This window comes from Dyella thiooxydans (genome assembly GCF_001641285.1).
Lineage (GTDB): Bacteria > Pseudomonadota > Gammaproteobacteria > Xanthomonadales > Rhodanobacteraceae > Dyella_A > Dyella_A thiooxydans.
In genome coordinates this window covers 2,757,979-2,782,592 of the sequence record NZ_CP014841.1, presented here as the reverse complement: position 1 = coordinate 2,782,592, position 24,614 = coordinate 2,757,979, and the positions used below count along the sequence as shown (strand labels likewise).

General features: G+C 68.5%; 21 protein-coding genes. 13 read left to right on the top strand and 8 right to left on the bottom strand.

What is annotated here, in order from left to right:
• Nucleotides 1-15 precede the first annotated feature (15 nt).
• Complete coding sequence (locus tag ATSB10_RS12635) at nt 16-306, bottom strand: YcgL domain-containing protein (RefSeq protein WP_063673141.1); 291 nt, start codon at nt 304-306, stop codon at nt 16-18.
• 265 nt (nt 307-571) lie between these two features.
• On the opposite strand from ATSB10_RS12635, the gene ATSB10_RS12630 reads away from it, so the two are divergent.
• Nucleotides 572-2,071, top strand: a complete 1,500-nt coding sequence (locus tag ATSB10_RS12630; RefSeq protein WP_063673140.1) for an OmpP1/FadL family transporter — start codon at nt 572-574, stop codon at nt 2,069-2,071.
• 69 nt (nt 2,072-2,140) lie between these two features.
• Here ATSB10_RS12630 and ATSB10_RS12625 read toward each other — a convergent pair whose 3' ends face one another.
• The 6 genes from ATSB10_RS12625 to putA all read right to left on the bottom strand — a co-directional run bounded on the left by ATSB10_RS12625 (nt 2,141) and on the right by putA (nt 12,998).
• Nucleotides 2,141-3,550: a coniferyl aldehyde dehydrogenase gene (locus ATSB10_RS12625; RefSeq protein ID WP_063673139.1), complete on the bottom strand. Its 1,410-nt coding sequence runs from the start codon at nt 3,548-3,550 to the stop codon at nt 2,141-2,143.
• Between the two features lie 7 nt (nt 3,551-3,557).
• Nucleotides 3,558-6,032: a TonB-dependent receptor gene (locus ATSB10_RS12620; RefSeq protein WP_063673138.1), complete on the bottom strand. Its 2,475-nt coding sequence runs from the start codon at nt 6,030-6,032 to the stop codon at nt 3,558-3,560.
• Nucleotides 6,033-6,114: 82 nt separating this feature from the next.
• Complete coding sequence (locus tag ATSB10_RS12615) at nt 6,115-7,257, bottom strand: SO2930 family diheme c-type cytochrome (RefSeq protein WP_063673137.1); 1,143 nt, start codon at nt 7,255-7,257, stop codon at nt 6,115-6,117.
• 9 nt (nt 7,258-7,266) lie between these two features.
• Complete coding sequence (locus ATSB10_RS12610; RefSeq protein ID WP_063673136.1) at nt 7,267-8,505, bottom strand: parallel beta-helix domain-containing protein; 1,239 nt, start codon at nt 8,503-8,505, stop codon at nt 7,267-7,269.
• A gap of 125 nt (nt 8,506-8,630) precedes the next feature.
• Entirely contained in the window at nt 8,631-9,710 is a 1,080-nt protein-coding gene (locus ATSB10_RS12605) for an AraC family transcriptional regulator (protein ID WP_063673135.1), read from the bottom strand.
• A gap of 132 nt (nt 9,711-9,842) precedes the next feature.
• Nucleotides 9,843-12,998 (bottom strand): bifunctional proline dehydrogenase/L-glutamate gamma-semialdehyde dehydrogenase PutA, encoded by a 3,156-nt coding sequence (gene putA / locus ATSB10_RS12600; RefSeq protein ID WP_063673134.1) that lies wholly within the window; start codon nt 12,996-12,998, stop codon nt 9,843-9,845.
• A gap of 379 nt (nt 12,999-13,377) precedes the next feature.
• On the opposite strand from putA, the gene ATSB10_RS12595 reads away from it, so the two are divergent.
• From ATSB10_RS12595 to ATSB10_RS12580, 5 genes are all read left to right on the top strand, one after another.
• Nucleotides 13,378-13,818 carry a DUF2244 domain-containing protein gene (locus ATSB10_RS12595; RefSeq protein ID WP_063673133.1) on the top strand — a complete coding sequence of 147 codons (441 nt, stop codon included), beginning with the start codon at nt 13,378-13,380 and terminating at the stop codon, nt 13,816-13,818.
• 20 nt (nt 13,819-13,838) lie between these two features.
• Entirely contained in the window at nt 13,839-14,771 is a 933-nt protein-coding gene (coxB, locus tag ATSB10_RS12590; RefSeq protein WP_063673132.1) for a cytochrome c oxidase subunit II, read from the top strand.
• Nucleotides 14,772-14,832: 61 nt separating this feature from the next.
• Complete coding sequence (gene ctaD / locus ATSB10_RS12585) at nt 14,833-16,446, top strand: cytochrome c oxidase subunit I (RefSeq protein ID WP_063673131.1); 1,614 nt, start codon at nt 14,833-14,835, stop codon at nt 16,444-16,446.
• 54 nt (nt 16,447-16,500) lie between these two features.
• The gene (locus tag ATSB10_RS19800; RefSeq protein ID WP_017463548.1) at nt 16,501-16,626 is read left to right on the top strand and encodes a hypothetical protein; all 126 of its coding nucleotides are present in this window, start codon (nt 16,501-16,503) and stop codon (nt 16,624-16,626) included.
• Nucleotides 16,627-16,703: 77 nt separating this feature from the next.
• Nucleotides 16,704-17,591: a cytochrome c oxidase subunit 3 gene (locus ATSB10_RS12580; protein ID WP_063673130.1), complete on the top strand. Its 888-nt coding sequence runs from the start codon at nt 16,704-16,706 to the stop codon at nt 17,589-17,591.
• Between the two features lie 125 nt (nt 17,592-17,716).
• Here the strand turns inward: ATSB10_RS12580 and ATSB10_RS12575 are convergent, their stop codons facing one another.
• Entirely contained in the window at nt 17,717-17,935 is a 219-nt protein-coding gene (locus tag ATSB10_RS12575; RefSeq protein ID WP_063673129.1) for a twin transmembrane helix small protein, read from the bottom strand.
• A gap of 59 nt (nt 17,936-17,994) precedes the next feature.
• Here ATSB10_RS12575 and ATSB10_RS12570 point away from each other — a divergent pair, with 59 nt between their 5' ends.
• From ATSB10_RS12570 to ATSB10_RS12540, 7 genes are all read left to right on the top strand, one after another.
• Nucleotides 17,995-18,732: an SURF1 family protein gene (locus ATSB10_RS12570; protein ID WP_063673128.1), complete on the top strand. Its 738-nt coding sequence runs from the start codon at nt 17,995-17,997 to the stop codon at nt 18,730-18,732.
• A 10-nt stretch (nt 18,733-18,742) separates the two neighbouring features.
• Complete coding sequence (locus ATSB10_RS12565; RefSeq protein WP_063673127.1) at nt 18,743-19,339, top strand: hypothetical protein; 597 nt, start codon at nt 18,743-18,745, stop codon at nt 19,337-19,339.
• A complete protein-coding gene (locus ATSB10_RS12560; protein WP_063673126.1) occupies nt 19,339-20,505 on the top strand; it encodes a COX15/CtaA family protein in 1,167 nt (388 codons plus the stop codon). Before ATSB10_RS12565 ends, ATSB10_RS12560 begins: the two co-directional genes overlap by 1 nt.
• A complete protein-coding gene (gene cyoE, locus ATSB10_RS12555) occupies nt 20,502-21,404 on the top strand; it encodes a heme o synthase (protein ID WP_017463542.1) in 903 nt (300 codons plus the stop codon). Before ATSB10_RS12560 ends, cyoE begins: the two co-directional genes overlap by 4 nt.
• 25 nt (nt 21,405-21,429) lie before the next feature.
• Nucleotides 21,430-22,095: a response regulator transcription factor gene (locus ATSB10_RS12550; protein WP_063673125.1), complete on the top strand. Its 666-nt coding sequence runs from the start codon at nt 21,430-21,432 to the stop codon at nt 22,093-22,095.
• A complete protein-coding gene (locus ATSB10_RS12545) occupies nt 22,079-23,497 on the top strand; it encodes an ATP-binding protein (protein ID WP_063673124.1) in 1,419 nt (472 codons plus the stop codon). Before ATSB10_RS12550 ends, ATSB10_RS12545 begins: the two co-directional genes overlap by 17 nt.
• Nucleotides 23,498-23,558: 61 nt before the next feature.
• Nucleotides 23,559-24,614, top strand: coding sequence for an efflux RND transporter periplasmic adaptor subunit (locus ATSB10_RS12540; protein WP_083966209.1), 1,056 nt, complete (start codon nt 23,559-23,561; stop codon nt 24,612-24,614).

Genomic DNA, 24,614 nt, shown 5'->3' with positions numbered 1-24,614 from the left:
CCGGACGCGGTGGGCTCAGTGCGTGGAGTCGCCACGCGGGCCGCGGTGATAGTCCGGCTGGTGACCGGCGAGGCCCTCGGTCGGCGGCAGCTGCAGGTGCCAGCCGCGCTCGCGCAGGTTGGCCAGCACGTGCCGCGCATCTTCCAGGGGCAGGCGCCGATGCTCGTCGAGGTCGACTTCGAGCGCGAAGCGCAACTGGCCGAGCAGCGTGGCCAGGTCGGCGGGAAGCAGCTCGAAGGCGTCCCGGCGGGCCAGCCAGAGATAGCTGTCTGCCTTGCGCAGACTGGCGTAGACGTAGCAATGCATGGCGATCACCGTCGTGCGGGGAGGCTAAGGGAAACCGCTGCAGCGGCCCGACAAGCTTAGCAGTCCCCCCTCGGGCGCCCCGAACGGCGTGGTCGCGGCGGACCGGGTATCGATCGGAAGGTTTTGCTGCAACCGCACTTGCAATGCCCGGCAGGCAGTCGGCACAGTGCCGCGCGGGGACATCAAACGCGCGTATGAAAATAACAACGCGAAGGGGTTCCCGCTACTCGTCCCGAGACGCATCCACGAACAGCAGGAGCAACCGATGCAGATGTCCATCCGTCCCTTCCAGGTGGCCGCCCGGCCGCTCGCGCTGGCCGCGCTGAGCCTGGCCATCGCCGGCGCACTGGTGGCCCCGAACGCCGCCCATGCAAGCGCGTTCCAGCTCAAGGAGAACAGCGCGAAGGGCATGGGTCGCGCCTACGCCGGTTCGGCCACCGCCGGCGGCGATGTTTCCGTCGTGGCGAACAACCCGGCCGCGATGAGCGAGCTGGACGGCACCTATTTCCAGGCCGACGTCACCGCCATCAATTTCAGCGCCAAGTTCAGCGGCAGCGCGCACGACGTGCTGGGCCGCCCGATCAGCGGTGGCAACGGCGGCGACGCCGGCACCACGCTGCCGGTACCGGCGCTGTTCTTCGCCACCAAGGTCAACGACAAGCTGCACCTCGGCGCCGGCTTCTCGGTGCCGTTCGGCTTCCAGACCGAGTACGACCGCGACTGGATCGGCCGCTACAACGGCATCAAGTCCAAGTTCGAGTCGCTCGACGCCACGCTGTCGGCTTCGTACGACCTGACCGACACCTTCGCGCTGGGCGTGAGCGCCATCGCGCAGCGCACCTCGGCCGAGCTGACCAGCGCGATCAACTTCAACGCGATCGGCCTGCAGGTGCAGCAGGGCATCCAGCAGCAGGTCGCGGCGGGTGTGGCGCAGATCCAGGCCGGCATCGCCGCCGGCCAGATCCCGCCGGCCACCGGTGCCGCGATGATCCAGGCGGCCGTGCAGCAGGGCCAGGCTTCCGCCGCTGGCGTCGCTGCGTTGACGCCGCAGGGCGTGGACGGCTATGCCCGCATCAAGGGCGACGACTGGGGCTACGGCTACCAGGTCGGCGGCTTCTGGAAGCTCACCCCGAATGACAAGCTGGCGGTGAACTACCGCTCGAAGATTAGCCACCGCCTGACCGGCACCGGCAACTTCACCACCACGCCGGGCTACCAGCTGCTGCTGACGAACCCGGCGCTGGCCGGCAGCCTGCCGCCGTTCGCCAACACCACCGGTACGGCCGACTTCACCACGCCGGCCGTGCTCAGCGGCAGCTACTGGCACCAGGCCGAGAAGTTCGGCTTCGGCATCGACCTGGCCTGGACCAAGTGGGACGTGTTCAAGGAACTGCGCGTGAAGTACGGCAATCCCGGGCAGCCGGATACCGCCGAGGAGTTCAACTGGCGCAACTCGATCTACGCCTCGATCGGCGGTGACTACTACCTCAACGACAAGCTGACCCTGCGCGCCGGCATCGCGGTCGACACCTCGCCGACCTACAACGCCGTGCGCGACGTGCGCGTGCCGGACTCCACCCGCAAGCTGGCTACCGTGGGCCTGGGCTACAAGGCCAGCGAGCACTTCGAGATCAACGCCTCGTACGCGCACATCTTCGTGAACAACGCGCACATCGACAGCACCAGCTCCACCGGTGACGTGATCTCCGGCAACTACAGCGATTACGGCAACCTGCTGAGCCTGTCGGCGATCTACAAGTTCTGATCGTCGTTCATTCGAACGAAAAAGCCTCCCCTGCAAAGGGGAGGCTTTTTTTATGCCTGGGTCGGGCTTTCAGCCCCGTCGCAGCAGCAGCGCGAGCACCTTGCGGAAACGCTCGCCATACGGCGGGTTGAGCAGCCCGGCACCGTTGAGGCGGGCCTGGCGGAACACCGGCTTGAGATGCGAAAACGTGCGGAAGCCCGCTTCGCCGTGATATCCGCCGATGCCGGACGGACCGACACCGCCGAACGGCAGGCGATGCTGGGCGATGTGGTACAGCGTGTCGTTCACCGTGACGCCGCCAGCGGTCGTCCGGGCGAGCACCTTCTCGATCGTCCCGGTGTCGTGCTCGAACAGGTAGAGGGCCAACGGATGCGGGCGGTCGGCCACGTAGTCGATCGCCTCCTCCAGGGTGTCGTAGGGCACCAGCGGCAGCAGCGGGCCGAAGATCTCCTCCTGCATCACCGCCATGCGGTCGTGCACGCCGGTCAGCAGGGTCGGCAGCAGTCGGCGCGGACCGGGTCCGGCCGACTCCGTGCCCAGCCTCAGCGCCGAGGCACCCTCCGCGACCGCGGCATCGCGCAGCGCCCGCAGCCGGTCGTGCTGGCGATCGGAGGCGATGCTGGCGTACTGGCGGTTGCCGGCGATGTCCGGGTAGAAGCGCTCGACCGTGGCACCGGCGATGCGGACGAACTCGTCCAGGCGCTGGCGGGGCAGCAGGACGTAGTCCGGCGCGATGCAGGTCTGGCCGGCATTGATCAGCTTGCCGAACACGATGCGTTCCACCGCATGCGCGAAGTCCGCGCCGGGGCCGATGATCGCCGGTGACTTGCCGCCCAGTTCCAGGGTCACCGGGGTGAGGTTGTCGGCGGCTGCGCGCATGACGTGGCGACCGACGGCGGTGGAGCCGGTGAACAGCAGATGGTCGAACGGCAGGCTGGAGAACGCCTGCGCCACGCGGGCGTCGCCATTGACCACGGCGACTTCCTCGGTGGGGAAGTGACCCGCCACCAGCTCGGCGAACAAAGCGGAGAAGCGGGGCGTGTACTCGCTCATCTTCACCATGGCGCGGTTGCCGGCGACCAGCGCATCGACCAGCGGACCTACCGCCAGGTAGAGCGGATAGTTCCACGGCACGATGATGCCCACCACGCCCAGCGGCTGCGGCCTCAGCTCGGTGCGGGCCGGCAGGAACGCCAGGTCGGCGAGGTGCCGCCGCGGGCGCATCCAGCGTCGTCCATGCGCCAGCGCGTGGCGGATCGCCGAAAGGCACGGGAAGACCTCGAGCAGATCGGTCTCCTCGGCGGGACGGAAGCCGAAGTCGGCACTGATGGCCTCGGCGATCGCCTCGCGATGCTGCCGGAGCAGGGCTTCTAGCGCACGCAACCTTCCCGACCGTGCCGGCCAGGAAGGTTGCGGGTCGCGTGCCTGCGCTTCGCGCTGGCGCCGCAGCAGGTCGGAGAGGTCGGTGCTGTCGGTCATCGGATGCTCAGAGTCTGGCGCGCAGTTCCACGCCCCACATGCGCGGTGGCGTCACCGAAGCATACGGGGTTCCGAACACGCTGCTGCTGATATTGCTCACGCCGGTCACGTAGCGCTTGTCGAACAGGTTGTTGACGTAGAAGGCCACGCCCCAGCGGCCGCCGGACGACTGCCAGTCCAGCCGGGCGTCGGTGCGCTGCTGCGCGGCGCCGACGGTGAAGTTCGGGCTGATCTGGCAGGTGCCCTGCAGCTGCGAATCGCGGTTGCAGCGCGACTTGCCACGGTAGGCGTGCGACAGGTCGAACGTCAGCGCCCCGTTCGCCACGCCCTGCCAGGTGTAGGACATGCCGCCGGCGAAGGCGTACTTCGGCTCGCCGGTCGGCTGGCCGCTGAGGTCGGCGCCAGAGGCCGCGGTCGCGTGGCGGTAGGTGGCATCGATATAGGTGCCGTTGAAGTGGGCGCGGAACGCCTCGACCGGCTGCCACTGCGCCTCGACCTCCAGCCCCTTCGCCTGCTGGTCGGTGCTGCTGACCAGATAGCGCGGCACACCGGTGCCGGCGCTGTTCGGATCGAGCGTGAGCGCCTGCCGGTTGTCGTAGCGGTACGCGTAGGCCGACGCGTTGAGCAGCAGGTTCTGCTCGGGAAACAGCGTCTTGATGCCGGCTTCGTAGTTGATCACCTTCTCGGGCGCGAAGCGCGAGCCGATCTGCACGCTGTTGTAGCCGCCGGCCTTGTAGCCCTTGGTGACCGAGACGTAGCCCATCACGTCCGGGGTGAATTTGTAGCTCAGCACCGCGCGGGGGCTGAGGTCCTGCCAACTGTCGCGACGCTGTACCAACACCCCGACCGGCGCGCCGCTGGCGTCGGTGAAGATCACGTTGCCGCCGAACGCCGCCAGCGCCATCTGCGCCTCCGGCGGCAGCATCGCCAGCACCCCGGCATCGTTCAGCGCCTGCACCGTGGCGTCGAACTGCGGCGCGCTGCGCGGCCGGTTGTACCAGGAGAACTGCTTCTGGTCGTGGGTGTAGCGGATGCCGGTGGTCAGGTCGAGGCGGTCGTCCAGATGCCAGATCACGTCGCCGTAGGCGGCATAGGCCTTGAAGTGGCCGACGTTGTCGATCGCCTCGTGCCACGGGTCGCCGAGCAGGGTGTAGGGGAGGCCGAACGAGGCCAGTGCGGCGCTGATGTCGGCCAGCGGCGTACCCACGCCCATCACGTTCTGCGCCAGCGTATCCAGGCTGTCGGTGGTGACGTTGGTCTGGCTGGTCTGGTGCGCGTCTTCATCGTAGTAGCTGACGCCGGCGACCCAGTCGGTCAGGTCGGTGGTGCCGGCCAGCTTGAACTCCTGGTACCAGCTCGTGTTGCGCTCGACGTTCGCCGTGTCCAGGTAGCTGACGATGTGGTTGGTGCCGTCGTAGTCACCCAGGTTCAGCGTGTTGAAGTGGCGCCATGCGGTGATCGAGGTCAGGCTGCCCCAACCGAAGGCATGGTCGATGTTCAGCGTGGCGCCGTCGAAGCGCCGCGTCTCGGCCGCGCCGACCGCATCGTTGTAGAGCGGCGCATGCAGCGGGTCGAGGTAGGTCGACGGGTCGGCCGGGAAGGGTGGGCGCTGGTTGGGGTCGTTCGACAGCGGAACCAGCCCGATCGCCGGCTGCGGCGGCTGGTTCAGGCGTTCGTGGTCCCAGGACAGCAGCACGCGGGTGTCCTTGTCCAGGTTCCAGCGCCAGGCGATGCGGCTGCCCCAGTCGTCGTCCTTGCCGTAGTGCCTGCCGGTCGCCGCATCCTTGATCCAGCCGTCGCTCTGGTTGTCCAGCACGCTCACCCGCAGTGCCATGTCCCGGTTCAGCGGCAGGTTGAGGAGGGCGTCGGCGTAGCGCTTGCCGTAGTTGCCGAAGCGCAGCCGCGCCTTCGCCTCGAGACGGTCCGACGGTTCGTTGGTGATGATCGAGATCGCGCCGGCGGCGGCGTTGCGGCCGAACAGCGTGCCCTGCGGGCCCTTCAGCACCTCGATCCGCGCGATGTCGTTGAAGGCGAGCAGGGCGCCGCCGGAGCGGGCGGCGTACACGCCGTCGATGTACACGCCGACGGCCGAATCGGTGCCGACGCCGAAGTCGTCGGTGCTGATGCCGCGCAGCTCGTAGCGGGGCTGGGTCGGCTGGTCGCCGCCGACCACCAGGCCCGGTACGAACAGGCTCATCTTGCTGAGGTCGGTGGCGGCGAGCGTGTCGACCTGTTTGGCGGTGACGATCTGCAGCGGGATCGGCACCGACTGCATCTCCTGCGAGCGGCTCTGCGCGGTCACCGTGATGTTGCCCAGCAGCTTGGCCTTCGCCGGGCTGGCGGCCTGGGTGGTGTTGCCATCGCTCTGCCGGCCGGCGGCCGGTTCGTCCGCCAGCGCAACGGACGGTGCCATCGCCAGCAGTGCGATACCCGGCAGCAGCCGGCGCAGGCCGACGGTCAGTGGACGTGGACGCATGCTCATGCCCTGCTCTCCCCTATGCAACGCATCGGATGCGCGCGGCCACCCGCTGCCGCGCGATGGACCGGTCGGACGACCGGTGGTGTCAGTGGATCGGCGTGCAGCTCCCCGGTTGTGCCGCGATCCATGCCCTGATCAGCGCCAACCCCTCGCGGTGCACGGTGCTGCGCCCCAGCTCGGGCATCATCACGCCCGGTTCCGCCGACGACAGGCGATAAGGAATGATCGATTCGTCGGGCTGCCCCGGCACGATGTCGAACAGGTGGTCGCCGGTGCCGCGCCCGGCCGCGGTGGGCGGCTTGCAGATGCCCATGTGGCGGTCCTCCGGCGTGCCGTAGATCAGCGACAGGCCGGTGGTGTTGGCAGCGCCGTGGATGTTGTGGCAATGCCCGCAGTTGATGTCGAAGTAGGCCCGGGCGCGCGCGTCGAGCGGGGCCTTGGGATCGTTCCACACGGCGTCGCGCGGCACCCCGGCCATCGCCGGCAGGCCACTCAGGTAGCCGACCTTGACCAGGTGCTCGAGCTGGTTCTGCACGCCATCGGCATAGGCGTAGTCCTTGTTGATGTGCCGCGCCTTGGGTCCGATCGGGTGCACCTGGCGGCTGACCCAGTCCTGCGCGTGGCAGCTGGCGCACTGGCTCTCGTCGGGCACCACGTAGTTGAAGTCCTCGCGGCTGCCGTCGGCGGCGACCAGGGTCAGCGGTTCGACCGCGCCGGTGCGCTGCAGGGTGGCCTCGGTCTGCGCGTTGTTCCACACGTAGGGGAACGCCACCCAGCCGTCCTTGCGGCGCGCCAGGATGCGCGTCTCGACCAGGTGCACGCGGGACAGGTCCAGCCCCTGCCCGGCGAAATCGTGCGAGTAGTCGTCGGTGCGCAGTACGTCGGTGAAGGTGCCGTCGGCGGCACGCGGGTAGTAGAAAGTCTTGCTGATCACCGTGCCGACCGGGAAGTCGAGGGTGTCGACCGGCTGGTACTTGGCCGATTCCCCCTTCGGCATCCAGATCGTGCGCAGCTTGTGCGCGTAGTCGGTGAACAGTGGCGTGTTGAGGTCGTAGGGCACCACGCCCTGGTTGAGCTCGAGCTTGCCGCCGTGCACCTCGACCACGTGCCAGTCGCTCAGCCGGGGCGGCCGTCCATCGGCATGGAAGGCGACCGGCGGCATCGGGCGGTGGCAGCCGCCCAGCAGCGCCGCCAGCCCGACGACGAGGAGAATCGCGCGGTACGTCATCGCCACCCCTCAGGCCTTCGGTGCCGGGTCGAGTACCACCGCAGGCAGCTTGGGCAGGTCGCACTGGTAAGGCTTGATGTCGGTGCTGGGGTTCTTGTAGTCGTGCGGGCCGTCGGCGTTCAGCACGCCGTTGACGTCATGGATGCAGATGCGGTCGTTCGGCGGCGGCAGGCCGTCGACCAGCGACTTGGTGTCGACGTAGCCGTCCCACAGCACGTCGGGGAAGTGGCCGCCCAGCCCGTACACGGCGGTCTTGAGCGTCTTCAGCTTCAGCCCGTCGGGCGAGTCGCCGCCGCCCTTCAGGCGGTTGCCGTAGATGTAGATGCCCTTCGGATACGGGTTGTAGTCGGCCGCCACGCCGCGGGTGTTGTAGTAGTTGGTGGAGAAGTAGCTGGAGATGATGATGTTCGCCGTCTGGTTGTCGGCGATGTCGTTGTCGAAGATCTCCACCTTGTCGTTGGAGTTCACCACCACGCCGGAGCCGGCCGGCACACTGGCCACGGCAGCACCCTTGGCGGCGAAGTTCTCGGTGTCGTTGGCGAAGACCTTGTTCCCGAACACCCGCGTGGCGTGCCCGGCCTGCGACAGGTTGGGCATGTTGAACACCAGGATGCCGCCGGTGTTCTTCGTGGCGGTGTTGCCGTAGACGTCGGCGTTGACCGAGTTCTCGATCTCGATGCCGGCCACGTTCTGCTCGGCGCGGTTGTTGCGCACCACGATGTTGTTCGACTGGCCGACGTAGATGCCGGCATCCGAGGCGCCGATCACCACCGAATCCTCCACCAGCACGTTCTGCGTCTTCACCGGGTACAGGCCGTAGGCGCCGTTGGTGGTCTTCGGGCCGCCGGTCCACTCGATGCGCACGCCGCGGATGGTGATGTTGCGGCCCTGGTTGATCTTCAGCGCATCGCCCTTGGTGTCCTCGATGGCGAGGTTCTCGATGGTGAAGTCGTTGGCATTGACCAGCAGGCCCTCCGGGCCGACCACCTGGCCCTTGAACGAGAGCACGGTCTTGTCCATGCCGGCGCCCTTGATGGTGACGCCGTCGGTACGCAGGCTGAGGCCGCGCTTGAGCGCGTAGTGGCCGGCGGGGATCTCGATCACGCTGCCGGGCTTGGCGTCGAGGAACTGCTCCTGCAGCTTCGCCTCGAAGCTGGCGTCGCCGGCACTCTGCTGGGCCGGCTGCTGGCCGCCGCCGCAACCGGCGAGCGCCGCGGCCAGCGCGGCGGTGATGATGGTCTTGCGCATGTGTTGTCCCCTTGCCCCCGACGCGGATGCCGCGGATGGTTCACTGTCCCCCAAGCCGGTCCGGGCGGGGAGGGGGAAACGGCCAGTGCAGGGGGGGCAAGCCGGCCAGCTTTCGCCGTGCGGCGTCAGCCGGCGGGCTGGCGGGCGTCCTGGGGCGCCATGCCGGTCCAGCGCTTGAAGGCGCGCCGGAACTCGCGCGGGTCGCTGAAACCCACCTCGCTGCCGACCTCGGCCACGCTGAGGCTGCCGGCCTGCAGCAACTGCAGCGCCCGCTCCGCCCGCACCCGGTCATGGATCTCCCGGAAGATGCGCCCGCTCTCGGCCAGTTTGCGGCGCAGCGAGCGCTCGCTGAGGTTGAGTCCGCGCGCGACGTCGTAGAGGCGCGGCTGTTGGCGCAGCTGGCAGCGCAGCAGGCGTTCGACCGCGGCGACGATCTCCTGGTGCGGCTCGCCGCCGTCCGGCGTGCGCTGCTGGGCGCACAGGGCCAGCGCCTGCCTGGCGGTGAGCGGGTTGAATCCGGGCAGCGGACGGGCCAGCCACTGGGTATCGATCAGCAGCCGGTTCTGCGGCATGCCGAAGCGGATCTCGCAGCCGAACAACTGGGCGTACTCGTGCGCGTAGCGCGGCTCGGGATAGGCCAGCTCCACGCGCAGCGGGCGCAGCTCCGGCCCGACCAGTTCACGCGCGATCATCAGGCAGCTGGCGAACAGCTCTTCGCAGAAGAACGGCAGCAGTTCGGTGTCGCCGAACTGAGGCCAGGCGACCAGCGCCGCCTCGCGCTCGCTGACAGCCTCGAAATTGAGATCGAGCAGGCAACCGCAGATCTTGTGGTGGGTGATGCCGGCGAGCATCGCCTCGCCCAGCGTGCGCGAGGTCATCATTGCCAGGCCGAGCAGGCCGAAGCCGCCGATCGTGCCCTGCCTGCCGATCAGCAGGCCGGCATCGGGCACATCCAGCGCCGCAAGCGCGCGCCGCACCAGCACGCTGGCCTGGCGGTAGGAGACCCGCAGCGCCGGATCGGCGACCTGCGCCCGGGTAAGGGCGAGTCCGGCGAACCAGGGGCGACAGTCGATGCCGCGGGCATCGGCCAGCTGCACCAGGTAGAGCAGCTTGTTCGGCGGAAACTCGGCGGCCGTGTAGCGCGGATCGTCGGCCGCCAGCACGGCGCCTTGGTGGATGCCGAGCATGCCGGCGGGTCGAGCCATGGTGGAATCGCTCCGGAGTCGTGGCCTGCCGTGGCCAGGTGGGAGCCATTTCTATAGCACGCACGTCGTTGCCGCGTTGGCGCGGCGCACCATGCACGGGCCGGCCGGGGAGGCCGGCCCGTGCGGGGCGTGTCATTCGCCGATGGTCAGCAGCGAGGCGTTGCCGCCGGCCGCCGTGGTGTTGATGGTGAGCGTGCGCTCGCCGGCGAAGCGCAGCAGGTAGTGCGGACCGCCCGCCTTCGGGCCGGTGCCCGAGAGGCCCTCGCCGCCGAACGGCTGCACGCCGACCACCGCGCCGATCTGGTTGCGGTTGACGTAGCAGTTGCCGACACGCGCATGACGGCTGATGTAGTCGATGGTGGCGTCGATGCGGCTGTGCACGCCGAGCGTGAGGCCGTAGCCGGTGGCGTTGATCGCGGCGATCACCTGGTCCAGTTCGCTGGCCTTCCAGCGCAGCACGTGCAGCACCGGGCCGAACACCTCGCGCTTGAGCGTGTCCAGCGAGGGGATCTCGTAAGCGCGCGGGGCGAAGAAGGTGCCGTGCGCAGCGACTTCCGCGTCCAGCGGTGCCTCGGCGATCTTCTTCGCCTCCTTGTCCATGCGGGCGGCGTGCTCGACCAGGATCGCCTTGGCGTCTTCGTCGATCACCGGGCCGACATCGGTAGACAGCAGGCCAGGATCGCCGACCTTCAGCTCGGCCATCGCGCCGGCCAGCATGGTGATCACCTTGTCGGCAATGTCGTCCTGCACGTACAGCACGCGGGCCGCCGAGCAGCGCTGGCCGGCGGACTGGAACGCCGAGGCGATCACGTCCTTGACGATCTGCTCAGGCAGCGCGGAGGAGTCGGCGATCATCGCGTTCTGGCCGCCGGTCTCGGCGATCAGCACGGCGATCTGCGAATTGCGCGCGGCCAGCGCGCGGTTGATCGCCCAGGCGGTTTCGGTCGAGCCGGTGAACACCACGCCGGCCACGCGCGGGTCGCGGGTCAGTGCGGCGCCGACGGTGGCGCCGTCGCCCGGCACGAACTGCAGCACGTCCTCCGGCACGCCGGCTTCGTGCAGCAGCCGGGTGGCGAGGTAGCCGATCAGGCTGGTCTGCTCGGCGGGCTTGGCGATCACCGGGTTGCCGGCAGCCAGCGCGGCGCTGACCTGGCCGACGAAGATCGCCAGCGGGAAGTTCCACGGGCTGATCCCGACGAATACGCCGCGGCCTTCCAGGTACAGGCGGTTGCTCTCGCCGGTCGGCCCGGGCAGCTGCTCCGGCTCGGCGAACAGGCGCCGCGCCATGGTGGCGTAGTAGCGCAGGAAGTCGGCGGCCTCGCGGATTTCGGCGATCGCGTCGGGCAGGCTCTTGCCCGCCTCGCGCACGCACAGCGCGATGAACTCGGCGCGGCGCGCCTCGAGCTGCTCGGCGGCGTATTCCAGCATCGCCGCGCGGTTGGCCACCGGCATGTTGTTCCAGCGGTCCTGCGCGGCGTGGGCGTTGGCCAGCGCCTGCTGCACGGTGGCGTCGTCGGCGCTGAGGTAGCTGCCCACGCGCTGGCGGCGGTCGGCCGGGTTGGTGACCTCGACCATCGCGCCCTGGCTGGCCGCGCCCGGCACCAGCGGGCCGGCGGTCCACGGACCGGTGCATGCGTTGACCGCCTCGGCGAGCGCGGTCAGTTCGTTGTCGTTGGCAAAGTTGACGCCCATGGAATTCTTCCGAAGTTCACCGTAGAGGTTGGCCGGCAGCGGGATGCGCGGGTGGGGAATCGACTCGAACGCACGCACCGTATCGCAGGGGTCGGCGACGAGGTCGCGGGCCGGTACGTCCTCGTCCACCACGCGGTTGACGAAGCTGGTGTTGGCACCGTTCTCCAGCAGGCGCCGCACCAGGTAGGGCAGCAGATCCTCGTGCGAACCCACCGGCGCGTACACCCGGCACGGCACGTCGAAGCGCTTGGGTCCGATCACCTCGGCGTACAGGTCCGCGCCCATGCCGTGCAGGCGCTGGAACTCGAACGGACGCCCCTGCGCGATGTGATGCACCGCGGCGATGGTGTGCGCGTTATGGGTGGCGAACTGGGGATAGATCAGGTGGCTGCCGGCGGCGAACAGGCGGCGTGCGCAGGCCAGATACGACACGTCGGTGTTCGGTTTGCGAGTGAACACCGGGTAGCCCGACAGGCCCTGCTCCTGCGCCTTCTTGATCTCGGCGTCCCAGTAGGCGCCCTTGACCAGGCGTACGTACCAGCGGCGGTCGTGCATCAGCGCCATCTCGACCAGCCAGTCGATCACGAACGGGGTGCGCTTGGCATAGGCCTGCACCACGATGCCGAGCCCGTTCCAGCCGGCCAGCGACGGGTGCGCGAAGACGTCGCCGATGATGTCCAGCGACAGCTCCAGCCGGTCGGCCTCCTCGGCGTCGACCGACAGCGCGATGCCGGCTTTCATCGACAGTTGGGCCAGCTCCAGCAGCTTCTCGGTGAGCGCCACGCGGGCGCGCTCCCGCTGGGCCACTTCGTAGCGCGGGAACAGCGCCGACAGCTTGACCGAGATCGAGGGCGCATCGGTGTGGTTGGCGAAGGGCCCCCGCTTGCCCAGCGCGGCGATGGCGTCGCGGTAGGCCTGCTGGTAGCGCTCGGCATCGGCGGCGGTCAGTGCGGCCTCGCCCAGCATGTCGAACGAATAGCGGTAGGCCGCGTTCTCTTTCTTTACCGAGCGGTCCAGCGCTTCCTCGATGGTCCGCCCCATCACGAACTGGTGGCCCATGATCCGCATGGCCTGACGCACCGCGCCGCGGATGGTCGGTTCGCCGATGCGCGCGACCAGCCGGCGCAGCGCGCCGGTGAAATCGTCACGCGTGCCGTCGGCGAGGTTCACCAGCTGGCCGGTGAGCAGCAGGCCCCAGGTGGAGGCGTTGACCAGCAGCGATTCGCTGCGGCCCAGGTGCTTGCGCCAGTTGGCGTCGCCGAGCTTGTCGCGGATCAGCTTGTCCGCGGTGCGCGTGTCGGGGATGCGCAGCAACGCCTCGGCCACGCACATCAGCAGCACGCCTTCCTCGCTGGACAGGTCGTACTGGCGCATGAAGGATTCGACCACGCTCTGGTCCTTGGCCCGCGCGCGGACGCGGGTGACCAGGGCGGCGGCGCGGTCGACGACCTGCTCGCGTTCGTCGTCGGGCAGGCTGGCCTGGTCGAGCAGGTCGAGCACGGCTTCCGTTTCATCGCGCAGCCAGGCTGCAGTGATGCGCGCACGCGCCGGCGTGGTGCGATCGGGGAGTTCGGGACTCAGGATGGGAGCGGTCACGGGTCGTTCGATCCGTTGGTGGACGTGCGGGTGGGGGAGGGGCGAAAGCGCCGCATTGTACGCGTGTGTCCCGGCCCCACCCAAGCCGCCAGGCCTTGTCCGATGCTGCGTTGCAACGCAATGCGCGTCGTCGATAGGGCAAAGTGTCGCACCCCCACGTCTCGCCCTCCGTCGCGGATGCGGATACCGGGCATCGGCATGTCTTGCGGGCCCTTGCCGCAGCTGTCGCGGGCGCGCGTGGATGCGCGTGCTGATCCGCGTCAGTCCCCTGCGGCAATGTTGCCCACCGGACGGGGGCGGCCTATGATTCGGGCGTTCCAGGCACGCCGGTTTCGCCATGATCGTGCTTCGACCCGCCTCCGAAGGCTTGCCGTGCGCGATGTGGCTTCGTCCCAATCGCGTGCTGAGCCGCAAGGGTTTGCGTCGACTGATCCTGGTGCTGGCTGCGCTGGCGCTGACGACCGCCGCTCTGGGGGCGTGGCAGGGGAATGTCTTCGCTCCGCTGTTTGCGCTGATCGAGTCCGTGGCGATGGCCGTCGCGCTGAGCGTGGCTTGGCGGGCGGGCGACCGTGGGGAGCGCATCACCCTCGACGAATCGTCGCTGGAGGTGCGATCGCTGCCGGGGCAGCGGCGCATCCGTTTCCAGTCGCACTGGGTGCGGGTGAAGCTGGTTCCGGGTGCGGGGCGCCGTCGTCTGCTGCTGGCGTCGCATGGTCGCGAGCTGGAAATCGGGGCTTTCCTCGCCGAAGAGGAGCGTGCCGAGCTGTCGGGGAAACTCAAGGTGCTGCTGGCCGAATCCACGGCTCCGTGGCGCAGGTAGGTTCAACAAAGGTGCAAGACATGACATCTGGCGGCATCAAGCCTCACGGTATCAAGCGCGCGGTGTTGGCCGGCCTCGGCGGGGCGCTTGCCCTGTTCGGCGGCTCGGCGATGGCCAATCCGAAGCCATGGCAGCTCAACATGACGCGCGGCGCCAGCGAGTGGTCGTCGGTGCCTTACCACCTGAACAACATCGCCCTGGGCGTGTGCGTCGGCATCGGCATCCTGGTGTTCGGCGCGATGTTCATCGCCATGTTCCGCTTCCGCAAGTCGCGCGGTGCCGTGGCCGAGAAGTGGACCCACAACACCATGCTCGAGGTGGTGTGGACCACCGTCCCAGTGATCATCCTGATCACGCTGGCCTACCTGGCTACCGGTGGCCTGACCTCGTTCGCCAACACTACCGGCTCGCAGATGACCGTGAAGGTCACCGGCTACCAGTGGAAGTGGCGCTACGACTACGTCGACTACAAGGGCAAGGCGATCGACCATGTCGGCTTCATGTCCAAGCTCGACCGTCTCTCCGACGAAACCCGCCAGCTGGATTCGGGCATGGACCCGAACGCCGTGCAGACCGACGGCGAGAACACCTATCTGCTGAATGTCGACAAGCCGCTGGTGGTGCCGGTGGGCACCAAGATCCGCTTCGTGATCACCGCCGGCGACGTGATCCACTCTTGGTGGGTGCCGGCGCTGGGCTGGAAGATGGACGCCATCCCCGGCATCGTCAACGCGGCCTGGACCAACATCGAGAAGCCGGGCGTGTACCGTGGCCAGTGCGCCGAGCTGTGCGGCCAGGACCACGGCTTCATGCCGATCGTGGTGAAGGCGGTGCCGAAGGCCGAGTTCGAGCAGTGGCTGGCCCAGCAGGAGGCCGCCAATGCGCCGAAGCCGGCTGCAGCGGCTCCGGCCACCGCACAGGCAACCACTCCGGCCCAGGGCAACCAGGGTTGATTTTCCGGACCGCGCCTGGCGCGGTCCCATGTCATTACGTATCAGGTAGAGGTGCAAGGCCATGGCCCACGCAGCCACCCACGATCACCACGATCATCACGGTGCCCCGAGCAACTTCTTCGTGCGCTGGTGCATGTCCACCAACCACAAGGACATCGGCACCCTGTACCTCGTGTTCGCGCTGACGATGTTCTTCATCGGCGGCAGCTTCGCCATGGTGATCCGCGCCGAGCTGTTCAAGCCCGGCCTGCAGCTGGTGCAGCCGTACTTCTTCAACGAGATGACCACCATGCATGCGCTGGTGATGATCTTCGGCGCGGTGATGCCGGCCTTCGTGGGCCTGGGCAACTGGATGATCCCGCTGATGATCGGCGCGCCGGACATGGCGCTGCCGCGCATGAACAATCTCTCGTTCTGGATCATGCCGTTCGCCTTCGCGCTGCTGCTGTCCACCCTGTTCACCGCGGGCGGCGCGCCGGCCGGCGGCTGGACGATGTACCCGCCGCTGGCGCTGCAGGGCGGTTCGGTGGCGCAGATGGTGTTCGCGATCCACCTGATGGGTATCAGCTCGATCATGGGCGCGATCAACATCATCGCCACCATCCTCAACATGCGCGCGCCGGGCATGGACCTGCTGAAGATGCCGGTGTTCGTGTGGAGCTGGCTGATCACCGCCTTCCTGCTGATCGCCGTGATGCCGGTGCTGGCCGGCGCGGTGACCATGCTGCTGACCGACAAGTACTTCGGCACCAGTTTCTTCAATGCCGCCGGTGGCGGTGACCCGGTGCTGTACCAGCACATCTTCTGGTTCTTCGGGCACCCCGAGGTGTACATCATGATCCTGCCGGCGTTCGGGATCATCTCGGAGGTCATCCCGACCTTCGCGCGCAAGCCGATCTTCGGCTACAAGGCGATGGTGTTCGCGATCGCCTCGATCGCCTTCCTGTCGTTCATCGTGTGGGCGCACCACATGTTCGCCGTCGGCCTGCCGCTGGGCGCCGAGGTGTTCTTCATGTACGCCACGATGCTGATCGCGGTACCGACCGGCGTGAAGGTGTTCAACTGGGTGTCCACGATGTGGGGTGGCTCGATGACCTTCGAGACGCCGATGCTGTTCGCCATCGCGTTCGTCATCCTGTTCACCATCGGCGGCTTCTCCGGCCTGATGCTGGCGCTGGCCCCGGCCGACTTCCAGTACCACGACACCTACTTCGTGGTGGCGCACTTCCATTACGTCCTGGTCACCGGTGCGGTGTTCGCGATCATTTCCGGCACCTACTACTGGCTGCCGAAGTGGACCGGTCGGATGTACTCCGAGTTCTGGGGCAAGATGCACTTCTGGAACTCGGTGATCTGGGTCAACGTGCTGTTCTTCCCGCAGCACTTCCTGGGTCTGGCCGGCATGCCGCGCCGCATCCCCGACTACAACGTGGCGTTCGCCAACTTCAACATGATCAGCTCGATCGGCGGCTTCCTGTTCGGCGCCTCGCAGCTGATCTTCGTGGGCGTGGTGATCCACGCTGTGTGGGGCTCGAAGAAGAAGGCGACCGACCGCGTGTGGGAAGGCGCCAAGGGCCTGGAGTGGACCGTGCCGTCGCCGGCGCCGTTCCATACCTTCGATGTGCCGCCGGTGATCAACGACGACGAACTGGCGCACGGCCACGTCGACCACTGAATCAGCCAAGGTGCCGTCACCACCGGTGGCGGCATCGGAGAGAGTTAGCCGGTCATGCAAGAGACTTCGCAGCAGGCCATGATGGATGCACGTCGCCGGGGCGCCCGGCGTACCGCACTGATCGTGGCGGGGATCGCCCTGGCAATATTCGCCCTGTCGTTCCTGCAGATGGTGCGTTGAGCCCGGCCTGTTAGAGCAAGTTCCCCGCACGACATGGCGGGGTGGTCGTTAGAGAGACATCCACGGGAACCTTCACGATGGGTCAGCAGCAAGGCGCTTACTACATACCAACCAAGAGCTCGTGGCCGTTCATCGCCGCCGTGGTGATGTTCGTCACCATGTTCGGCGCCAGCCACTGGCTCAGCGCGCAGCCGAGCGACACCTCGTTCGGCAAGACCGTGCTGACCATCGGCATCGTCGGCGTGCTGGCGATGTTCTTTGGCTGGTTCCGCTCGGTGATCCGCGAATCGCTGGCCGGCAGCTACAACGACCAGGTGGACCGCTCGTTCCGCATGGGCATGATGTGGTTCATCTTCTCCGAGGTGATGTTCTTCGGGGCGTTTTTCGGCGCGCTGTTCTACGCCCGCATGTTCGCGGTGCCGTGGCTCTCCGGCGAAGGCCATGGCGTGCTGACCAACCAGTTCCTGTACCCGGCCTACACCGGCGGCTGGGGCGCGGCCGGCGGGAATGGCCCGGCGCACATCGGCGGCGGTTTCGAGACCGTGGCGGCCTGGGGTCTGCCGCTGCTCAATACGCTGATCCTGCTGACCTCCAGCGTTACCGTGACCATTGCGCACCATGCGCTGAAGTCGGCCCATCGCGGCCGTGTGCTGGTGTTCCTGGGCCTGACCGTGCTGCTCGGCGCGACCTTCCTGTATTGCCAGGCGCACGAGTACATGGAGGCCTACAGGGAGCTGAATCTGACGCTGCACAGCGGTGTGTACGGCTCGACCTTCTTCATGCTGACCGGCTTCCACGGCATGCACGTGACGCTGGGCACGATCATGCTGGCGGTGATCTGGTTCCGCGTACTCAAGGGCCACTTCAACAAGGAACACCACTTCGGCTTCGAGGCGGTCGCCTGGTACTGGCACTTCGTCGACGTGGTCTGGCTGGGGCTGTTCATGTTCGTCTACATCCTCTGAGTCGCCCGCGATCCGGAAACGAAAAAGCCCGCCGAATGGCGGGCTTTTTCTTGCGCAGGCGACGGGCGCATCGCCGCATCGGCCGGGTTTGGAAGACACGCTCCAGCTACAATGCCGGATCGGTGTCAGCCATTCACCCCGTGCGGATGCAGCCAGCCCATCCAGATACCGAGGATCACCATCAGGATGAGCAGCACCGACAGGCCGATGCGGCGGGTCAGTGCCCAGGCGGTACGACGACTGCTGCCGTCCCGGTCGGTCATCATGAAGTACAGGGCCTGCCCGAGATTGAACAGCACCACCAGCAGCAGAACCACCAGCGCATATTTGTAGACGGTTTCCACGTGACTGACTCGTACGATTTCGACGCCCCGAGTATAGCGTTCGTCCGCGGGACGTCTGCGTGAGTGCGTTTCGCCGTCCCGCCTGGTGGTCGGTGCTGCTGACCGTGGCCGGAGCGCTGCTTTTCGTGCGCCTGGGCTTCTGGCAGCTGCACCGTGCCGCGGAAAAGGAAGCTCTGCTGCGGCGCTATGCCACGGCGGCTGCCGCACCCCTGCAGGATTTCGATCGCGTCGCGCAATCGCCGCCGGCCACGGCGTATCCCCGTGTGCGGGTGCACGGTCGTTACCTGGCCGGCCGTGTCTATCTGCTGGACAACCCCAGGCACGACGCGCTCGGCGGCGTGGAGGTGTACGCGCCGGTCGAGCTGGATGGTCATGCGCCCTTGCTGCTGGCCGACCTCGGTTTCCTGCGCGGCAACGGTACCGACGCCACGCCGCAGGTGCCGCCGCTACCTGCCGGCGAGGTCGGCTTGCAAGGGCTGTACGTGCCGCCTCCGGGCGTGGCGCTGGAGATGGGCGGCGATGCGCTGGCCCGGCAGCAGGCGTACCCGAAGAAGACGATCTATCTCGATCTTGGACAGGTCTCCCATGACCTCGGCCGTCCGCTCTATCCCCGCCTGCTGGCGCTGGACCCGGATCCGGCGTCGATCTACGAGCGCAAGCGCACGCCCGACTTTTCCTCGATGCCGCCCTCGCGGCATCGCGCCTACGCCTTCCAGTGGTTCACCTTCGCCCTCGCGGCAGTGGTGATCTTCCTGGTGCTCCACCGCAAGCGCCGACCGCGGCCGCGTTCCCCCTGAGAGCCGAACCATGACGCCTCCTCCTTCCGACCGTGCCGTGCGCAACAGTCGACTCAAGCTCCTGCTGATCGCGGCGGTGTTCGCCGCGCCGATGCTGGCCGCCGGCCTGCTCACGCTCAGCGGCTGGCAGCCCGGGACCAAGGGGCACGGCGAACCGGTCCTGCCCCAGCGCAATTTCGCCGACGAAGCGTTGCCGGTCTCGCTCAACGACGGCTCCGCATATGCCTGGCGCGACGCGAAGCCACGGATGACCCTGGTCGCACTCACCGGCCCCGATTGCGCCGCACAGTGCCTGCGCCAACTCGAGGCGATCGCCAAGGCGCGGGTGATGCTCAACCGCAACCAGCCGCGCCTGCGCCTGCTGCTGGTCGGCGCGTTGCCGGCGGGACAGGCGGTGGCCGGCAATCGCCTGCAGCTCGGTGCTAACCCGGATGCGTCCTACCTCGTCGGGCACGACGTCGGCGGCAAGCTTGCGGCATTTGCGCCTACAGTGCCGGACGGCCTCAGTGCGCTGCTGGTGGAATCCAACGGCACCGCATTGTCGTTGTATCCCACCGGATTCGATGCCGCCGGGCTCGCCCAGGATCTGCAAAAGGTAATCCGCTGATGACCGATCGTTCGACCCTCGTGCTGCGTCGCCTGTCGCTGCTGGCGGCGGTGTTCGCCTTCGGGCTGGTGATGTTCGGCGCCTTCGTGCGCCTGTCCAACGCCGGCCTCTCCTGCCCCGACTGGCCGACCTGCTACGGCCAGGCGACCTGGCCGACCGCACCGCACGAAGTGGCCAAGGCCGACGCGGCGTTCCCGCAGCGTCCGTTCGAGGACAACAAGGCGTGGCGCGAGCAGGTGCACCGCATGCTCGCCGGCACGCTGGGTTGCGCGGTGTTCGCGATGGCGCTGATCGCCGCGTGGCGCCAGCGGACCCGGGCTGTGGCGGTGCTGCTGGGGGCCGGTTTCGCCGTGGTCGGCATCACGTTGTACATGCATCACGACTTCCTCTGGTCGACCGCCGCATCGGCACTGGCGATCGGCTTGCCGCTGGCAGCGGCGCTGACCCTGCCGCGGCCCGGCGCCTGGCGGGCCAGCGTGCTGGCGTTCGCGGTGATCATCTTCCAGGCCATGCTCGGCATGTGGACGGTGACCCTGCTGCTGAAACCGATCGTGGTGATGGGTCACCTGCTCGGCGGCCTGACCACCTTTGCGCTGCTCGCCTGGTCGGCGCTGCGCTATGCCGGCGTCGGTTCCGGGGATGACCGGTTTGCCGGCCTGCGTCGTTTCGTGGTGCTGGGCCTGGTGCTGCTGGCGGTGCAGATCGCGCTGGGCGGCTGGACCTCGTCCAACTATGCGGCGCTGGCCTGCGGCACGGATTTCCCGAAGTGCCTGGGCCAGTGGATGCCGCCGACGGATTTCCACCAGGGTTTCATCCTGTGGCGCGAGATCGGCGTGAACTATGAGGGCGGCGTGCTGGACCTGGCCGCGCGCAGCGCGATCCAGATCGCCCACCGGATCGGCGCGCTGGTGGTGTTCTGCTACCTCGGCTGGCTGGCGCACAAGGTGGCGCGTGCGGGCCTGCGCCCATTCGGCATCGCCATCGCCGCGGCGCTGGTGACCCAGGTGCTGCTGGGCATCAGCAACGTGCACTTCGGCCTGCCGTTGTGGGTGGCGACCGCGCACAACGGCGTCGCCGCGGTGCTGCTGTTCACCCTGCTGGCCACGCTGGCGCGCACGCAGCGTCGCCGGGCGGACGGTTCGCCGCTGGTAGAATCGACCGGATGACCGCCCATTTCAAAGAGTATCTGCAGCTCACCAAGCCCCGCGTCGTCGCGCTGCTGGTGTTCTGCGCCGTCATCGGCATGTTCCTGGCGGTCCCCGGCATCCCGCCGTGGCGCGCGCTGGTGTTCGGCACGCTGGGTATCTGGATGGCCTCGGGCTCGGCCGCGGCATTCAACCACCTGATCGACGAGCGCATCGACAAGCTGATGGCGCGCACCGCGCGCCGCCCGCTGGCCACCGGTGCGCTGAGCGTGCGCCAGGTGCTGGTGTTCGCCGTGCTGCTGGGCATCGCCTCGATGCTGGTGCTCGGGCTGCTGGTCAACACGCTCACCGCGGTGCTCACCTTCGGCGGCCTGATCGGCTACGCGCTGGTCTACACCGCCTACCTCAAGCGGGCGACGCCGCAGAACATCGTGATCGGCGGGCTGGCCGGCGCGATCCCGCCGGTGCTCGGCTGGACTGCGGTGACCGGACACCTGCACGCCTTCGCGCTGCAGCTGTGCCTGATCATCTTCGTGTGGACACCGCCGCACTTCTGGGCGCTGGCGATCTTCCGCCGCGAGGACTACGCCCGCGCGCAGGTGCCGATGCTGCCGGTGACCCATGGCGTGGCCTACACTCGCTGGCACGTGCTGCTGTATACGGTGTTGCTGGTGGTGGTGACGTTGCTGCCGGCACTCACCGGTTACACCGGGCTGGTCTACCTGGGTGGCGCGGCGGTGCTCGACGTGGTGTTCCTGTACTACGCGATCCGCCTGATGAACCCGCCGGACGAGTATTTCGCGATGCGCGTGTTCCATTACTCCATCGTCTACCTGATGGCGCTGTTCGCCCTGCTGCTGGCCGATCACTGGCTGCTGCCGGCCGCCTCGTCCGGTCTGGTGTTGCAGCCGGTCGGCTGAGCGGCGCGAGCGAAAGGGGGAGGTCGTGCGGATACTGATCGCCGAGGACTCGCCCACACTGGGACGCGACCTGCGTGACGCGCTGGTGCGTGATGGTCACGTGGTGGATCTCGCCACCGACGGCGAGCAGGCCATGCATTTCCTGGCCAGCTTCAGCTACGACGTGGTCACGCTGGACCTGATGATGCCGCGTGCCGACGGCTGGGCCGTGCTGCGCAGCCTGCGCGACCGGCCGGATCGCCCGCGCGTGCTGGTGCTTTCGGCCCGCGGGCAGGTCGAGGACCGCGTCGACGTGTTGAACCTCGGCGCCGACGATTTCATGGTCAAGCCGTTCGCCTATGCCGAGCTGCTGGCACGGCTGCACGCGCTGATGCGTCGTGGCGAGAGTGCGCCGGTGCTGCTGCAAGCCGGGCGGCTGGTGGTGGATCCCCGCGCCCGCACCGCGTGCGTCGGCGACACGCTGCTGCCACTGTCGCCGAAGGAATACGCGCTGCTGGAGATGCTGTTGGCGCACCGCGGCCGGGTGTTTTCGCGCGCTGCGCTGTTTGAGGGCCTGTACGACGCCCGCAGCGAGGCCTCGGACAAGGTGATCGAGGTCCTGGTGAGCACGCTGCGCACCAAGCTCGCGCAGGCGGGGGTCGAGCAGCTGATCGAGACGCGGCGGGGTTTCGGCTATGTCGTGGCCGCGTAACCTGCTGTTCGGCTCGATCCGCGCGCGGCTGCTGCTGCTCATGCTCGGTGGTCTGGGCACGCTGATGTTCGCGCTGTTCCTGCTGCTGGACTTCAGCATCGACAAGCAGATCTTCGGCCGCCTCGACGCCACCCTGCTCAGCCGCGCGCACGGCGTGGTGGTGCTGCTGGAGTCCCATCCGCGCGACGACGCCTGGCAGGAGCTGCACGAGCTGAGCCCGGAGTACGCCACCGGCGGCCACACCGACTTCGTGCAGATCTGGGATGCCGCCGGCAGCACGCTGCTCAGCTCGGCCAGCAATGCGGCGAGCAACCTGCAGCCCCCGCCGGCGCCGGTGCCGGCCAACGCCCCGCTGTTCTACGACCTGCGCCTGCCGGATGGCCATCGCGGTCGTGCGGTCGGCTTGCGCTTCTCCATGCTGGGGCGCGCCGATGAAGCGATCCTGGTGGTGGCCGAGGAGCGCGAGCAGGTCGACCAGCTCGAACGCCACGTGCACCTGGCACTGGTGATCGGGGTACTCGGCATGGGACTGCTCGCAGCGCTGCTTTCGGTGCTGGCGGTGCGCGGTGGGCTGCGTCCGCTGCTTGCGTTTGCCGCCGATACCGGGCCCGACGGCGCACCGCGCGTGGAACCGCTGCCGGTGGCGCGCATGCCGAGCGAACTGAAGCCGTTCGCCGATACCCTCAATTCGGCGTTCGCGCGGCTGCAGGCCGCGCTGGGGCGCGAGCGCCGCTTCGCCCGCGATGTGGCGCACGAGTTGCGCACACCGCTGGCCGAGACCCGCATGGCGGTGGAGCTGGCCAGTCGCGGCGCGCCCTCGCCCGAGGTGCTGGCCGGGGCGATCGCGTCGATCGACCGCATGCAGCGCTGCATCGACGGCCTGCTCGCGCTGTCGCGCTACGAGGCGGGCATCGACCAGGCACAGGTCGAGCCGCTGGAACTGGCGGACCTGCTGCGCCGCTCGCTGGCGATGGCCGCGGGACCGGCGGGCAAGCGCGAAGTGACGATCACGGCGCAGCTGCCGGACGAGTGCTGGGTGATGTCCGATCCGGCCTTGCTCGAGCGCATCGTCGACAACTTGCTGCTGAATGCCGCCGAGTACGCCCCGGCCGGCAGCGACGTGCGGATGGAGCTGGCGTCAGGCGACGACGGCTGGAACCTGCGCATCGGCAACGCCGCGCCCGACCTGTCGCCGGAGGACCTGGCCCGTCTGGGCGAGCGCTTCTGGCGCAAGTCGGCCGCGCGCGAGGCGAGCAATCACGGCGGCCTGGGCCTGGCACTCTCCGGCACGCTGGCCGGTCTGCTTGGCCTGCGCCTGGACTTCACGCTGGAGCGGGCGATGCTGTGGGCCAGCCTCGGCCCCCTGCGACCGATTGCCCTGCCGGAAGAGCCGGCCTCTTAAGCGTCCCTGAAGTTTCGCGCCCCACGCTTGGCGGAAGAACCGTCATGCCCTGGAGTGCGCCATGTCCCGTCGGCTGCTGCCGCTGCTGATCCTCCTGTCCGTCCTGGCCAGCGCGCCGGCCACGGCTGCCGAGGCGGTGAAGACCCTGACCCCCGCGCAGAAGCAGGCGCTGGACATCCGTACCGGCACCGCGCAGCCCGCCGCGCACGTGCCGCTGGACGGCCTGCCGGCCCGGGTCAGCGTGCCGCTGACCGGCAGCGCGGTGGTCACCGCGCCGTACGAGGGCGTGGTGGTCGAGTTGCTCGCACGCGAGGGCCAGGCGGTGAAGCAGGGCCAGCCGCTGGCCCGGATCCGCAGTCGCGAGGCGATGACGCTGGGCGCCGACCTGGCCGCCGCGCAGGGCGAGTTCCGTGTCGCCAGCGCGCAGGCCGAGCGTGACCGCCAGCTGTTGGCCGAGGGGATCATCCCGGCGGCGCGAGCGCAGGCCGACGAGGCTCGCCGCGCGGCGGCGGCCGCCCGCCTGCACGAGCTGCAGGCCGCCCGTGCGATGGCGCCCGCCGGCGCGGTCCCCGGCACCTACGAGTTGCGCGCGCCGATCGCCGGCCGCGTGCTGGAGCGCTCGCTGCAGCTGGGCGAACCGGTAGCGATGTTCGCCAAGGCCTACGTGCTGGCCGCGGGCAGCCAGGTGATGCTGGAAATGCAGGTGCCGTCCCGCGACACGGGCACCCTGCGCCTGGGCCTGACGGTGCAGGTGGCCGGTGGCGCCGAGGGTCGGGTCAGCGAGATCGGCGGGGCGGTCGATCCGGCCAGCCAGACCGTGCGCGTGCGCGCCGAGGTCGACGGCGGCCGCCTGCTGGTCGGCCAGCAGATCCGCGCCACGTTGCTGCTGCCGGCTCCGGCAGGCGCGGTGCGCGTCCCCTCCGAGGCGGTGGTCGAGCGCCAGGGCCAGGCCTGGGTCTACGTCGCCCGCGGCGGCGGCTATGTTGCGGTGCCGGTGCAGCGCCTGGCGCAGACCACCGGGGGCGAAAGCGTGGTGCTCGGCCCGGTCGCCGCTGGCAGTGAGCTGGTGGTGCGCGGTGCCGCGCGCCTGGACGCCATGCCGGCCGGGGGACAGTGA

Bases quoted from the DNA above. Each gene is read 5' to 3' on its own strand.
- coxB (WP_063673132.1), top strand. From the start codon at position 13,839: ATGACATCTGGCGGCATCAAGCCTCACGGTATCAAGCGCGCGGTGTTG.
- ATSB10_RS12580 (WP_063673130.1), top strand. From the start codon at position 16,704: ATGGGTCAGCAGCAAGGCGCTTACTACATACCAACCAAGAGCTCGTGG.
- ATSB10_RS12625 (WP_063673139.1), bottom strand. From the start codon at position 3,550: ATGACCGACAGCACCGACCTCTCCGACCTGCTGCGGCGCCAGCGCGAA.
- ctaD (WP_063673131.1), top strand. From the start codon at position 14,833: ATGGCCCACGCAGCCACCCACGATCACCACGATCATCACGGTGCCCCG.
- ATSB10_RS12605 (WP_063673135.1), bottom strand. From the start codon at position 9,710: ATGGCTCGACCCGCCGGCATGCTCGGCATCCACCAAGGCGCCGTGCTG.
- ATSB10_RS19800 (WP_017463548.1), top strand. From the start codon at position 16,501: ATGCAAGAGACTTCGCAGCAGGCCATGATGGATGCACGTCGCCGGGGC.
- ATSB10_RS12610 (WP_063673136.1), bottom strand. From the start codon at position 8,505: ATGCGCAAGACCATCATCACCGCCGCGCTGGCCGCGGCGCTCGCCGGT.
- ATSB10_RS12620 (WP_063673138.1), bottom strand. From the start codon at position 6,032: ATGAGCATGCGTCCACGTCCACTGACCGTCGGCCTGCGCCGGCTGCTG.
- ATSB10_RS12630 (WP_063673140.1), top strand. From the start codon at position 572: ATGCAGATGTCCATCCGTCCCTTCCAGGTGGCCGCCCGGCCGCTCGCG.
- ATSB10_RS12635 (WP_063673141.1), bottom strand. From the start codon at position 306: ATGCATTGCTACGTCTACGCCAGTCTGCGCAAGGCAGACAGCTATCTC.
- ATSB10_RS12615 (WP_063673137.1), bottom strand. From the start codon at position 7,257: ATGACGTACCGCGCGATTCTCCTCGTCGTCGGGCTGGCGGCGCTGCTG.
- cyoE (WP_017463542.1), top strand. From the start codon at position 20,502: ATGACCGCCCATTTCAAAGAGTATCTGCAGCTCACCAAGCCCCGCGTC.
- ATSB10_RS12540 (WP_083966209.1), top strand. From the start codon at position 23,559: ATGTCCCGTCGGCTGCTGCCGCTGCTGATCCTCCTGTCCGTCCTGGCC.
- ATSB10_RS12565 (WP_063673127.1), top strand. From the start codon at position 18,743: ATGACGCCTCCTCCTTCCGACCGTGCCGTGCGCAACAGTCGACTCAAG.
- ATSB10_RS12545 (WP_063673124.1), top strand. From the start codon at position 22,079: ATGTCGTGGCCGCGTAACCTGCTGTTCGGCTCGATCCGCGCGCGGCTG.
- ATSB10_RS12595 (WP_063673133.1), top strand. From the start codon at position 13,378: ATGTGGCTTCGTCCCAATCGCGTGCTGAGCCGCAAGGGTTTGCGTCGA.
- ATSB10_RS12560 (WP_063673126.1), top strand. From the start codon at position 19,339: ATGACCGATCGTTCGACCCTCGTGCTGCGTCGCCTGTCGCTGCTGGCG.